Annotated in this window: 12 protein-coding genes and 1 pseudogene; 11 read left to right on the top strand and 2 right to left on the bottom strand. The window is 55.3% G+C overall.

All coding sequences use genetic code 11. The features are described 5' to 3' along the window. Positions 1–172: 172 nt before the first annotated feature. Genes VW41_01550 through VW41_01510 form a run of 9 tightly spaced genes read left to right on the top strand, consistent with a single transcriptional unit; the run spans position 173 to position 8,369 of the window. On the top strand, positions 173–1,465 hold the full coding sequence (locus tag VW41_01550) for a tagatose-bisphosphate aldolase (GenBank protein AJZ87822.1): 1,293 nt from the start codon (positions 173–175) through the stop codon (positions 1,463–1,465). 24 nt (positions 1,466–1,489) lie between these two features. Further along, entirely contained in the window at positions 1,490–1,963 is a 474-nt protein-coding gene (locus VW41_01545; GenBank protein ID AJZ87821.1) for a PTS system N-acetylgalactosamine-specific transporter subunit IIB, read from the top strand. A 10-nt stretch (positions 1,964–1,973) separates the two neighbouring features. Continuing rightward, positions 1,974–2,756, top strand: a complete 783-nt coding sequence (locus VW41_01540) for a PTS system N-acetylgalactosamine-specific transporter subunit IIC (protein ID AJZ87820.1) — start codon at positions 1,974–1,976, stop codon at positions 2,754–2,756. Continuing rightward, positions 2,746–3,615 (top strand): PTS system N-acetylgalactosamine-specific transporter subunit IID, encoded by an 870-nt coding sequence (locus VW41_01535; protein ID AJZ87819.1) that lies wholly within the window; start codon positions 2,746–2,748, stop codon positions 3,613–3,615. The genes VW41_01540 and VW41_01535 overlap by 11 nt, the downstream gene beginning before the upstream one ends. Before the next feature lie 12 nt (positions 3,616–3,627). Then, a complete protein-coding gene (locus VW41_01530) occupies positions 3,628–4,062 on the top strand; it encodes a PTS N-acetylgalactosamine transporter subunit IIA (GenBank protein AJZ87818.1) in 435 nt (144 codons plus the stop codon). 44 nt (positions 4,063–4,106) lie between these two features. Then, a complete protein-coding gene (locus VW41_01525; GenBank protein AJZ87817.1) occupies positions 4,107–4,400 on the top strand; it encodes a hypothetical protein in 294 nt (97 codons plus the stop codon). 10 nt (positions 4,401–4,410) lie between these two features. Then, positions 4,411–5,568, top strand: a complete 1,158-nt coding sequence (locus tag VW41_01520; protein AJZ87816.1) for an aldose isomerase — start codon at positions 4,411–4,413, stop codon at positions 5,566–5,568. 10 nt (positions 5,569–5,578) lie between these two features. Then, positions 5,579–6,457: a tagatose-bisphosphate aldolase gene (kbaY, locus tag VW41_01515; GenBank protein AJZ87815.1), complete on the top strand. Its 879-nt coding sequence runs from the start codon at positions 5,579–5,581 to the stop codon at positions 6,455–6,457. A gap of 22 nt (positions 6,458–6,479) precedes the next feature. Then, on the top strand, positions 6,480–8,369 hold the full coding sequence (locus VW41_01510) for an enterotoxin (GenBank protein AJZ87814.1): 1,890 nt from the start codon (positions 6,480–6,482) through the stop codon (positions 8,367–8,369). Positions 8,370–8,419: 50 nt separating this feature from the next. Here VW41_01510 and VW41_01505 read toward each other — a convergent pair. Together VW41_01505 and VW41_01500 are read right to left on the bottom strand one after the other, a co-directional pair. Further along, positions 8,420–9,036 (bottom strand): annotated as a pseudogene (locus VW41_01505) (hypothetical protein). Between the two features lie 142 nt (positions 9,037–9,178). Beyond that, a complete protein-coding gene (locus VW41_01500; GenBank protein AJZ87813.1) occupies positions 9,179–10,045 on the bottom strand; it encodes a 16S rRNA methyltransferase in 867 nt (288 codons plus the stop codon). A gap of 61 nt (positions 10,046–10,106) precedes the next feature. Between VW41_01500 and VW41_01495 the strand changes: the two genes are divergently transcribed. Further along, positions 10,107–12,200 carry a penicillin-binding protein gene (locus VW41_01495; GenBank protein ID AJZ87812.1) on the top strand — a complete coding sequence of 698 codons (2,094 nt, stop codon included), beginning with the start codon at positions 10,107–10,109 and terminating at the stop codon, positions 12,198–12,200. Then, on the top strand, positions 12,158–12,553 hold the full coding sequence (locus VW41_01490; GenBank protein AJZ87811.1) for a hypothetical protein: 396 nt from the start codon (positions 12,158–12,160) through the stop codon (positions 12,551–12,553). The genes VW41_01495 and VW41_01490 overlap by 43 nt, the downstream gene beginning before the upstream one ends. Positions 12,554–12,560: the final 7 nt, after the last annotated feature.

The raw sequence follows: 12,560 nt of genomic DNA, 5'->3' as shown, positions 1-12,560 counted from the left end.
GGAATCGGCGTGCTAAAGGCGTTATACGCTCACCCATGACTTTCATTATGTTTCTTTTGCGAAACAGATCCCAATTCCAGTATCTTTCTTTTTATTCTCAAAGATCATTCGTGCACGATAAAATGAAATGAATCGAAAGACAATATTTTAACCTATCGCCGTGGAGAGGAAAGTGAAACAGTTGATAGAATTTGTCGATAGCCACAAACGGAACAACCAGCGCGGGATCTTTGCGGTGTGCTCCGCACATCCGCTGGTGCTTGAAGCAGCCATGCGCCACGCTCGTGAAGCCGGCACCAGCTTGCTTATTGAAGCGACCTCTAACCAGGTCGACCAATACGGCGGCTATACGGGGATGACGCCTGCAGATTTCTGCGGTTTCGTTTATCAGCTCGCGGAACAGCACCGCTTTCCTTATGCCAACTTAATACTTGGCGGCGATCATCTTGGCCCTAACCGCTGGCAAAGCCGGACAGCCGAAGAAGCGATGTCCCATGCAGAAGAGCTGATCCGCAGCTATGTCGCCGCAGGCTTCAAGAAAATACACCTCGACTGCAGCATGTCTTGTGCAGACGACCCGGTACCGCTCACGGATAACGTCGTTGCCGGGCGGGCGGCCAGGCTGGCGCTGATTGCCGAGCAAACCTGTATCGACCACTTTGGCCATGCCGATCTGGTGTACATCATCGGTACCGAGGTGCCGGTCCCAGGCGGCGCCCATGAAACCCTTGCGGAACTCGCCGTTACTACGCCGCAGGCGGCAAACACCACGCTGGAAGCTCACCGCCGGGCCTTCTCTGAACAGGGGCTGAGCGAGATCTGGCCGCGAATTATTGGCCTTGTTGTTCAACCCGGCGTCGAGTTCGACCACACCCAGGTGATTGACTACCAGCCGGAAAAAGCCCGCGCGCTGAGCCAGCTGATTGAGGCTTCGCCCACGATGGTTTATGAAGCGCATTCAACGGATTACCAGACTACACAGGCGCTGCATCAGCTAGTGGAAGATCACTTTGCGATACTGAAAGTCGGCCCGGCCCTGACTTTTGCTCTGCGTGAGGCCCTTTTTTCCCTCTCAGCTATAGAGCGAGAACTTCTCCCGGCACACAAATGCTCCGGTCTGAGGGACGTCCTGGAAAGCGTCATGCTCGACCATCCGGAGCACTGGCAGCAGCACTATCACGGGAACGGCGATGCTCTGCGGCTGGCTCGCGGCTATAGCTACTCTGACCGGGTGCGCTACTACTGGCCAGATCGTGACATCGATGAAGCTTACGATGTGCTGGTCAAGAACCTTGCCCATGAACCAATTCCACTGCCGTTAATCAGCCAGTATCTGCCGCTTCAGTACGCCAAAGTGCGAGAGGCACAGCTGGCCGCTAAACCTCATGAGCTGATTATCGACCATATTCAGGATGTGCTGCGCCAGTATCACGCGGCCTGTCACGGTGAGCTGTCTCCTCATTAACACAATGATAATAAGGGAAATACCATGCCAAATATTGTCTTAAGCCGCATTGATGAGCGCCTGATCCACGGTCAGGTTGGCGTGCAGTGGGTCGGGTTTTCCGGCGCAAACCTGGTGCTGGTCGCGAATGATGAGGTGGCCGAAGATCCCATCCAGCAGAACTTAATGGAGATGGTGCTGGCAGAAGGGATTGCGGTGCGTTTCTGGCCGCTGCAAAAAGTCATCGACAGTATTCACCGTGCGGCGGATCGCCAGAAGATCCTGCTGGTCTGCAAAAATCCGCAGGATTTCCTCACGCTGGTGAATGGCAACGTACCGGTAACGCGCATCAACGTCGGCAACATGCACTACGTCGAAGGTAAAAAGCAGGTTGCTAAAACCGTGTCGGTTGATGAACAGGACATCGCTGCCTTCGCCGGTCTGAAGCAGGCCGGCGTCGAATGTTTTGTACAGGGTGTACCGACGGAATCAGCTCAGGATCTCTATAAACTTCTCTGAGGTATTTGCTATGGAAATCAGCTTACTGCAAGCGATAGCTCTGGGACTGCTGGCCTTTGTCGCCGGTCTGGATATGTTCAACGGCCTGACCCATATGCACCGTCCCGTCGTTCTTGGCCCTTTGGTTGGCCTTATTCTGGGTGATTTACATACCGGTATTCTAACCGGCGGCACGCTGGAGCTGGTGTGGATGGGCCTGGCCCCCCTCGCCGGAGCACAGCCACCTAACGTCATTATCGGCACCATCGTCGGCACCACTTTTGCCATTACCACCGGCGTGAAGCCAGAAGTGGCCGTTGGTGTCGCGGTGCCTTTTGCGGTTGCGGTGCAGATGGGCATCACCTTCCTGTTCTCCGTGATGTCCGGCGTAATGGCTCGGGCCGACCGTATGGCGGCGAACGCCGATACCAAAGGCATTGAGCGCATTAACTACCTGGCGATGCTCGCACTCGGCATCTTCTATTTTCTGTGCGCCTTCTTACCCATTTATTTTGGGGCCGAACATGCCAAAACGGCCATCGATATGCTGCCTGCCCGGCTTATTGATGGGCTTGGCGTCGCCGGGGGCATCATGCCGGCTATCGGTTTTGCGGTGTTGCTGAAAATCATGATGAAAAACGTTTATATCCCCTATTTCATCATCGGCTTTGTCGGCGCAGCCTGGCTGAAACTACCGGTGCTGGCGATTGCCGCCGCCGCGCTTGCGCTAGCCCTGATGGATTTGATGCGTAAAGACCCGACGCCACCGCAGCCCGCTCGCGTCCAGAAAGAGGAATTCGAAGATGGCATCTGATACCCAAACCCTTTCACAGGCCACTGAGCCTGAGAACATCATCACCAATGACAATATTTATGAAGATCAGACAATTGGCGCGGAGCTAACCCGGAAAGACATCAACCGCGTGGCATGGCGTTCAATGTTGCTGCAGGCCTCGTTTAACTACGAGCGTATGCAGGCCTGCGGTTGGCTCTACGGCTTACTGCCTGCGCTGAAAAAAATCCACACCAATAAACGGGACCTCGCCCGGGCAATGCAGGGGCATATGGGGTTCTTCAATACTCACCCGTTTTTGGTCACCTTTGTGATCGGCATTATTCTGGCGATGGAACGCTCAAAACAGGACGTGAACAGCATCCAGAGCACAAAAATCGCCGTTGGCGCACCGCTCGGTGGCATAGGAGATGCGATGTTCTGGCTGACGCTGCTGCCAATCTGCGGCGGGATCGGCGCCAGCCTGGCACTTCAGGGGTCAATACTCGGTGCCATCGTCTTTATTGTGCTGTTTAACGTGGTGCATTTGGGCCTGCGTTTCGGCCTGGCGCACTACGCTTACCGTATGGGCGTGGCGGCCATTCCGTTAATCAAAGCGAATACACGCAAGGTCGGTCATGCCGCTTCCATTGTCGGCATGACCGTTATCGGCGCTCTTGTTGCAACCTATGTTCGCCTGTCCACTACGCTTGAAATTACCGCCGGGGATGCGGTGGTTAAACTTCAGGCTGACGTCATCGACAAGCTGATGCCTGCGTTTTTACCGCTGGTGTATACCCTGGCAATGTACGCCCTGGTACGGCGCGGCTGGAGTCCTCTGCGCCTGATTTGTATCACTGTCGTTTTAGCCGTCGTCGGGAAGTTCCTTCACTTCCTCTAAGGAGAAAAGCAGATGTTGAGCATCATTTTGAGCGGCCACGGGGGTTTTGCCAGCGGGATGGAGCTGGCGATGAAACAGATCCTCGGCGAACAGCCGCAGATTATCGCCATCGATTTCCCGGAAACCTCCTCCACGGCACGGCTTACGGAACAATTTCAGGCAGCTATCGGCCAGCTTGATGAACGCGAAGGATTAGTCTTTCTGACGGATTTGCTGGGTGGTACGCCGTTCCGGGTTGCCTCCACGCTGGCGCTTGAGAAGCCAGGACGCGAGGTAGTCACAGGCATCAATCTGCAGCTACTGCTGGAAATGGTACTGGAGCGGGAAGGCTTAAACGGCAGCGAGTTTCGCCAGATGGCGCTGGAGTGCGGGCACCGCGGCCTGACCAGCCTGGTCGACGAAATGGCGCGTTACCGGGCAACGGAACCCAGCGAAGAAGGTATCTGAGGCAAATAACCGGGGCATTTCTACCCGGTTTCGAATCCCGTTTAATGCCGGCGGCGCCCCCTGCCGCTTTCATTATGTATCACTTTGGCCCGTGGCTGGCTCCGCCACTGGCCTTTCTTTTTCTTTTCTTAATTTCCCCTTGTTTTAATAAACACTTTAAAAACATTGCATTAATGCAAAACAAAGATCCACCTCATGGTTTTCGTTTTATTTCATTTTGCATGTTGATCTTGCCCAACCCTTTCTATACATTTTTATTAAGCACCAACCCCCATCAAATGAAACAAAACGAAAGGATGATGGCGATAAAAAGCCGACACCTGACGCTGCAATGCTAAGGACTTAGTCATGAGTGAAACTTCCGCTGCCGTAGATCGCAGCCACACGACCTGGACTGAAAGAGAGATCCGCCAGCAGCCCGTAAGCTGGGTCCGCTCCCTGCAACAGATCGACCGCACGCGCGACGAGATAGCCGCCTTCCTTGCTCCGATACTTGCGACCGACAAGTTGAAAATTATCCTTACTGGAGCGGGAACCTCGGCGTTCATCGGCGACATCATTGCCCCCTGGCTGTCTCGCCATACCGGCAAACAGTTTGTTGCCATCCCCACTACCGATCTGGTGACCAATCCGCTGGATTATCTTTCCCTGGACCAGCCCACGTTGCTGGTTTCCTTTGCCCGCTCCGGTAACAGCCCCGAGAGCGTGGCTGCGGTGACACTTGCCAACCAGCTCGTGAAGTCCTGCTATCACATGACCATCACCTGTAATGAGGGCGGTAGCCTCTACCGCAGCGCGCTGGAGGACAACCGTTCACTGCCGCTGCTGATGCCTGCAGAAACGCACGATCGCGGTTTTGCCATGACGAGCAGCATCACGACCATGATGGCCAGTTGCCTTGCGGTTTTCGCCCCGGACGTTATCAACACGCAGTCATTTCAGGATGTCGCGCACCGTTGCGCCCAAATCATTCACTCGCAGGGAGATTTCAGCGAGCTTCCCTTTGGCGATCTTCCTTACGAACGCGTGGTCTACCTGGGCAGCGGTGGTCTGCAGGGCGTGGCGCGGGAAGCCTCTCTGAAGGTGCTTGAACTCACGGCCGGCAAGCTGGCGGCGTTTTATGACACGCCAACCGGCTTCAGGCATGGCCCAAAATCCCTGGTCAATAATAAGACGCTGGCGATCGTGCTGGTCTCAAGCGATCCGTACACTCGCCAGTACGATCTGGATCTCCTGGCGGAGCTGCGCCGCGACGGCCTGGCCATGCAGACAATCGCCATTTCGGCCTCCACCAGCCCCGAGATAGCATCAGGCCCGCATATCCTGCTGCCTGCCGCAGACCGCACGTTCCTCGACGTTGAACAGGCTTTTTGTTTCCTGATGTATGCCCAGGTCTTCGCGCTCACCTCTTCCGTTAAAGCAGGCATTACGCCGGACACACCTTCCGTCAGCGGGACGGTTAATCGCGTAGTGAAAGGCGTCGTCATTCATCCCTGGAAAGGCTGAGAGGTTCATCATGAGCATTATCTCCACGAAATATCTGCTTCAGGACGCGCAGGCCAAAGGCTATGCGGTACCGGCTTTTAATATTCACAACGCCGAAACCATCCAGGCGATTCTTGAAGTATGCAAAGAACTGCACTCCCCGGTGATACTTGCCGGTACACCGGGCACCTTTAAACACATCGCTTTTGAAGAGATCTACGCGCTGTGCCACGCCTATTCCGAAAGCTACGGCATGCCGCTGGCGCTGCACCTCGATCATCACGAAAGCCTGGCGGACATCAGCCGTAAGGTTAACGCGGGCGTGCGCAGTGCCATGATTGACGGGAGCCACTTCCCCTTTGCTGAAAACGTGAAACTGGTGAGATCCGTGGTCGAGTTTTGCCACCGCAACGACTGTAGCGTCGAGGCTGAACTGGGCCGCCTGGGCGGGGTGGAAGATGACATGGACGTGGATGAGGAAAGCGCTTTTCTGACCGATCCGCAGGAAGCCCGTCGCTTTGTCGAACTCACCGGCGTCGATAGCCTGGCGGTTGCCATTGGCACCGCGCACGGCCTGTATACCAAACGTCCGAAAATAGACTTCAAACGGCTGGGTGAGATCCGCGACGTCGTCAGCGTCCCGCTGGTGCTGCACGGCGCAAGTGATGTGCCGGACGAGTTTGTTCGCCGGACCATCGAGCTTGGCGTATGCAAAGTGAACGTGGCGACGGAATTAAAAATCGCTTTCGCCGCCGCGGTGAAGGAATGGTTTGGCACTCATCCGGAAGGCAACGATCCTCGTTACTACATGCGCGTTGGCATGGACGCGATGAAAGAGGTCGTACGTAGCAAAGTCGCGGTATGCGGCTCGGCAAATAAATTGCTGCCGGAGTCAGAAGCGGCGCTATAACTCCCCGGTGTAAGGACCTCTGATGAAGACAATAATAAAAAGCTCCCTGCTGCTGATGTTCATGAGCAGCGCCGCACTGGCGGCTCAGTACCAGTTGGAAAACGCTAACCTTGCCGTCTCTTTCGATGATTCAGGCTCAGCGGTCGTCGTAAAAGACAGACTCTCCGACCATAAACTGGCTCCCGTCGAGCTGTTTTTCCTGACGCTGCCGGACGAAAAAGTTATCCATACCGCCGACTTTAAAATCAAAAACGTCAGCAAAACTGCAGACGCCATTCAGATTGATTACGAGCGGGACGATTTCTCGGTAAACGTGACCCTGAAGCTGCTGAAGGGAAAATACGCGGCGGTGGACTACAGGCTCCAGGCAAAAGGCCAGCCTCGCGAAGTCGCGAAGATCACCTTCTTCCCGACCAAAGGCCAGTCTCAGGCGCCCTATGTCAACGGCGCCATCAACAGCTCGCCAATCGTGGCGGACAGTTTCTATATGCTGCCGCAAAAGCCGATCGTGAATACTTACGCCTACGAGACCACCACCAACCTGAACGTTGAACTTAAAACGCCGATTAAAACCGACGCGCCGGTGACCTATACGGTCTACTTCGGGACATTCGAAGCCACCGACCAGCTCCGCCGAAGCTTTAATGAGTTTATCAACGCCATGCGGCCGCGCCCTTACCAGCCCTACCTGCATTACAACAGTTGGATGGACATCGGCTTCTTTACGCCCTACACCGAGAAAGACGTGCTGACCCGCATGGATGAATATGCCAGCGAGTTGATAAGCAAGCGGGGCGTGAAGCTCGACGGCTTCCTGCTGGATGACGGCTGGGATGATTTAACCGGAAAATGGCTGTTTGGCCCGGCGTTTAAGCACGGCTTTGGCACCATCAAAGAGAAAGCCGACGGCCTGCATACTTCCGTGGGGCTGTGGCTGTCACCGTGGGGAGGTTACAACAAACCCCGCGACGTACGCGTTTCACACGCCAAAGAGAACGGCTTTGAAACCGTAGACGGCAAATTTGCGCTCTCAGGCCCAAATTACTTCCACAATTTTAATCAGCAAATCATCGGGCTTATCAAAAACGAACATATCACCTCGTTTAAGCTCGACGGCATGGGCAATGCGAACTCGTATATCAAAGGCAGCCCCTACGCCTCTGACTTTGATGCCTCCATTGAGCTAATCAAAAACATGCGTGCCGCCAACAAAGACCTGTTTATCAACCTGACGACCGGCACCAACGCCAGCCCGTCCTGGCTGTTCTACGCCGACTCAATCTGGCGTCAGGGGGATGATATCAACGTCTACGGTAAAGGTTCGCCGGTGCAGCAGTGGATAACCTATCGCGACGCGGAAACTTACCGCTCCATCGTGCGTAAAGGCCCGCTGTTCCCAATCAACTCGCTGATGTACCACGGCATCGTCAGCGCCGAACATGCCTATTTTGGGCTGGAAAAAGTACAAACGGACCAGGATTTTGCGGACCAGACCTGGAGCTACTTCGCCACCGGCACGCAGCTACAGGAGCTCTACATCACACCGTCAATGCTGAACAATGCCAAATGGGACACACTTGCCGACGCGGCGAAATGGTCCCGGGCGAACAGCAACGTACTGGTCGACAGCCACTGGATTGGCGGCGACCCGACGCAGCTTGAGGTTTACGGCTGGGCATCGTGGAGTAAAGAGAAAGCGATATTGGGTCTGCGTAACCCGTCGGATAAGCCGCAAAGCTACTATCTCGACCTGAGTAAGAGCTTTGAAGTGCCGAACGGCGAGGCGACGCGCTTTACACTGAAACAGGTTTACGGCCAGAACGAGACATTAGCCAAAGACTACAGCCAGCCGCTGGTTGTGACGCTGAAACCGCTGGAAACGCTGGTGATTGAGGCAACGCCGGTAAACTAAACTGCTCGCGAGCGAAGAGATCAGATTGTCTCTTCGCTCCTTAACCCGGTTTATTGATCGGATATGAGCGCAGCAACACGTCTTTTATCTTCGGCAATCAGCACAATGCCAAACTGCTCTGTATCAGGATGCGTGCTCCAGATTTTATCCTCCGGAATGCGGGTACCGCCGTAGGCGACCTTCGTGCCATCAAAAGGGTAGGATCGTCCAGAATCAGAATCCAAAACAAAAACGGAAAGTTGGGCAGAGTTTCTGGCTATTTTCTGCCAAAGCGCCTAACCCCTGCATAGTGAACAGTATCGCTCATTAAAATCACGCCACACTTGAGGACTAGCACCCCGTAGAGCTGTGTAGCGAAACCAGCTTCCTGGAGCGGCTTCTTGACGCAGACACCTTCCACCTGCAAAACACGTTGATCCTCTCAAAAACGATCCACAGAAATAACGTTATCGCCAATCGCCTTTTGATTTTTGAGTTCCAGCATGGCCACTACGGTGTGTCGGAGATCGTTCCCATTCACTTCTGACTCGGCCTAAATGATTGCAGCCCTTGGGGTCAACCTGTCAAAAATGATAAGGAAATGCCGACCGGCAAACGTCAGCGCTTCAATTCCCTCGAAAGAACGTTTCCCCGCCGACGTGCTGTAGGAAAAAGGCATCACGACCATGTTCGAATCTCCTGGTATCAATACCGGCATAAACTTTGACTCCCTTAAAGTCATTCAGTCATGCATAAATTAACACCAGGGAGTTCGTTTTTTAAACGCTAACCGCGTTGCGGTGTGAAAACCAGAGGCCGGCTCGAGAAAACTACTTCTCGCCGTTTTCTAACGCATATTTATATAAGGCATTCTTTTTCACGCCGTGAATTTCAGCGGCCAGAGCAGCGGCCTTTTTCAGCGGCAATTCGGCCTGCAGCAGCGCCAGCGTACGCAGCGCCTCAGCGGGTAGCTCATCGTCACTCTGGGCCTTAAAGCCCTCAACAATCAGTACCATTTCGCCTTTACGGCGATTTTCATCTTCTTTCACCCATGCCAGTAGTTCGCCAACGGGCGCCCCGTGAATCGACTCCCAGGTTTTGGTCAGCTCGCGCGCCAGCACCACGTAGCGGGATTCACCCAGCACCGTGCAGATATCGTCGAGGCTATCGAGCAGGCGGTGGGTGGATTCATAGAAAATCAGCGTTCTCGGCTCCTGCTCAATCGCTTTCAGCGCATCGCGACGGCCTTTTGATTTTGCAGGCAGAAAACCTTCATAGCAAAAACGGTCAGACGGCAGACCGGCGGCGCTGAGCGCAGCAATGGCCGCGCATGGGCCAGGCAACGGCACAACGCGAATACCCGCTTCTCGGCAGGTACGTACAAGGTGGTAACCCGGGTCGTTTATCAGCGGCGTACCGGCGTCGGACACCAGCGCAATGCTTTGGCCTTCCTGCAGCTTCGCCAGTAGCGTTTCAGCTTTTTGTTGCTCATTGTGATCGTGAAGTGCGAAGAGTCGCGCATTAATCGCAAAATGCTGCAGCAAAAGTCCGGTATGACGGGTATCTTCTGCGGCAATCAGATCAACGCTTTGCAACACAGAGAGGGCCCGCTGGGTGATATCCCCGAGGTTGCCGATAGGCGTCGGGACGATGTAGAGCGTACTGGCTGAAATCGCCGCCGTTTCGTGTTGTTTCATTGTTTCATCCGTATTGCCGATTTAATATTGTACATTGGGAAATAAAACCACTGGATACAGAATGCTACCCTCAACCTTGAATCGTTCAAAAGCCGGGCGCTGCCTGCCTGTGTTGCTCGCGGCACTCATGTTTGCCGGCTGCTCAACGCAGGCGCCGGATCAGTCCGCCACGCTGCTGCAGGGCGACACCACCGCCGGGTCCGCTTACTATCTGCAGCAAATGCAGCAAAGTGCAGATGATAGCAAGACCAACTGGCAATTACTCGCCATTCGTTCCCTGCTAAAGGAAGGCAAACCTCAGCAGGCCGTGGCGTTGTATAACCAACTGCCGCAGCAGCTCAACGATGCTCAAGCTCGTGAACAGCAACTGCTGGTGCCGGAAGTGAAGATTGCGCAGAAAGATTTCAGCGCCGCATCCGCCCTGCTGGAAAAGATTGACCCGAGCGCACTCGACAAGGGCCAACAGAGCCGTTATTACCAGGCTGTGATTGACGCTTCTCAGGGACGCCCGTCTTTAGCGCTGCTGCGCGCATACATTGCTCAGGAACCGCTGCTGAAAGGCGATGCCCATCAGAAAAACATTGATGGTACCTGGCAGGTTCTGTCGCAGTTTTCCCCGGAGCAAATGAACAGCCTGGTGATTAACGCCGACGAAAATACCCTGCAGGGATGGCTGGATCTGCAGCACGTCTGGAGCGACAACCGTAACGATCCTAACATGTTGAAAGCCGGGATTCAGGACTGGCAAAAGCGCTACCCGAATAATCCTGGTGCAAAAACGCTGCCGACTCAGTTGGTGAATGTTCAAAACTTCAAACCCGCCTCAACCGGTAAAATCGCCCTTCTGCTGCCGCTCAACGGCCAGGCAGCGGTGTTTGGCCGCGCTATTGAGCAAGGGTTTGAAGCGGCGAAAAACAACGGCGTCGCGCCGGTTGCCGCCGTTCAGCCTGCGGCTCAGCCCGTAGATCCTAATGCACAACAACAGGCTGCTCCACCTCAAGAACAGCCTCAGCCCCAAGAGTCCCAGGCACCCGCAGATCCTAATGCGGCAGTGAGCCCGGCAAGCGCATCGGTCAGCGACCTGACGGACCAGAAGGCACAGGCCGCAACAACACAAACCGCAGCGCCTGCAGCCCAGTCAGACGTGCAAACTGCGCCATCCGCTGCCGCGAACCCGACAGCGGAAATTAAAATCTACGACACCAGCAGCCAGCCGCTCTCTCAGGTTCTGGCTCAGGCCGAGCAGGACGGTGCCACGCTGGTCGTTGGCCCGCTGCTAAAAAACAATGTTGACCAGTTGGCCAGCACCAACAGCCCGTTAAATATTCTGGCGCTTAACCAGCCTGAAAACGTGCAAAGCCGCCCTAACATCTGCTATTTCGCACTTTCTCCAGAAGATGAAGCCCGCGACGCCGCGGACCACATCTGGCAACAAAGCCATCGTAATCCGCTGATGCTGATCCCGGCTAACGCCCTGGGTGACCGCGTAGCGAAAGCCTTTGCCACCGAATGGCAGAAGCTTGGCGGCGGTCTGGTACTGCAGCAGAAATTTGGCTCAGTGAGCGACCTGAAGCGCGGGATTAACAGCGGTTCCGGCATCGCCCTGACCGGTACCCCGGTCAGCACCCCGTCCAATACGCCTCCGGGCGTGACCATTGGCGGGCTGACCATTCCCGCAGCGCCTACTGATGCACAAATTACCGCAGGCAGCAGCGGCAACGTCGATGCGGTCTACATCATCGCAACGTCTGAAGAAGTGGCGCTGATCAAACCGATGATTGCGATGCGTACCGGCAGCCGCAGCGGCGCCCAGCTGTATGCCAGCTCGCGCAGCTCGCAGGGCGTGAACGGCCCGGACTATCGCCTGGAAATGGAAGGGTTGCAGTTTAGTGAAATCCCGATGCTTTCCGGCGGCAATCCGCAGCTGATGCAGCAGGCGTTAAGCCGCGTCAACAATGACTACTCGCTGGCACGCCTTTATGCCATGGGCGTTGACGCCTGGACGCTGGCAAGCCACTTCTCGCAGATACGCCAGGTGCCGGGCTACCAGGTCAACGGCAACACCGGGCAGTTGACCGCCAGCCAGGACTGCGTCATTAACAGGAAGTTAAATTGGCTGCAGTTCAGTCAGGGCCAGATCGTTCCGGTATCCTGAGCCGCAGGCAACGCGGCGCGCGCTATGAACAGCAGGCGCGTCGCTATCTTGAGCGCCAGGGACTGCGCTTCGTGGCCGCGAACGTCCATGTTCGCGGCGGCGAAATCGACCTCATAATGCAACAGCAGCAGGTTGTCGTCTTCGTAGAAGTGCGTTTCCGGCGGAACGATAAGTTTGGCGGAGCCGCCGCCAGTGTGACGCGCAGCAAGCAGTTGCGCCTGTTGCATGCCGCCCAGGTTTGGCTTAGCGGCAAAGGTAAAAGTTTTGATACTGTAGATTGCCGGTTCGATGTGTTAGCTTTCACCGGCAATGAAATAGCGTGGCTGACCAACGCGTTTGCCGCCGATATCTAAAAAACTC

The sequence above is a fragment of the Klebsiella michiganensis genome, assembly GCA_000963575.1.
Classification (GTDB): domain Bacteria; phylum Pseudomonadota; class Gammaproteobacteria; order Enterobacterales; family Enterobacteriaceae; genus Cedecea; species Cedecea michiganensis_A.
This window is presented reverse-complemented; position numbering and strand designations above follow the sequence as displayed.

Bases quoted from the DNA above. Each gene is read 5' to 3' on its own strand.
- kbaY (AJZ87815.1), top strand. From the start codon at position 5,579: ATGAGCATTATCTCCACGAAATATCTGCTTCAGGACGCGCAGGCCAAA.
- VW41_01520 (AJZ87816.1), top strand. From the start codon at position 4,411: ATGAGTGAAACTTCCGCTGCCGTAGATCGCAGCCACACGACCTGGACT.
- VW41_01545 (AJZ87821.1), top strand. From the start codon at position 1,490: ATGCCAAATATTGTCTTAAGCCGCATTGATGAGCGCCTGATCCACGGT.
- VW41_01535 (AJZ87819.1), top strand. From the start codon at position 2,746: ATGGCATCTGATACCCAAACCCTTTCACAGGCCACTGAGCCTGAGAAC.
- VW41_01495 (AJZ87812.1), top strand. From the start codon at position 10,107: ATGCTACCCTCAACCTTGAATCGTTCAAAAGCCGGGCGCTGCCTGCCT.
- VW41_01510 (AJZ87814.1), top strand. From the start codon at position 6,480: ATGAAGACAATAATAAAAAGCTCCCTGCTGCTGATGTTCATGAGCAGC.
- VW41_01530 (AJZ87818.1), top strand. From the start codon at position 3,628: ATGTTGAGCATCATTTTGAGCGGCCACGGGGGTTTTGCCAGCGGGATG.
- VW41_01540 (AJZ87820.1), top strand. From the start codon at position 1,974: ATGGAAATCAGCTTACTGCAAGCGATAGCTCTGGGACTGCTGGCCTTT.
- VW41_01500 (AJZ87813.1), bottom strand. From the start codon at position 10,045: ATGAAACAACACGAAACGGCGGCGATTTCAGCCAGTACGCTCTACATC.
- VW41_01525 (AJZ87817.1), top strand. From the start codon at position 4,107: ATGCCGGCGGCGCCCCCTGCCGCTTTCATTATGTATCACTTTGGCCCG.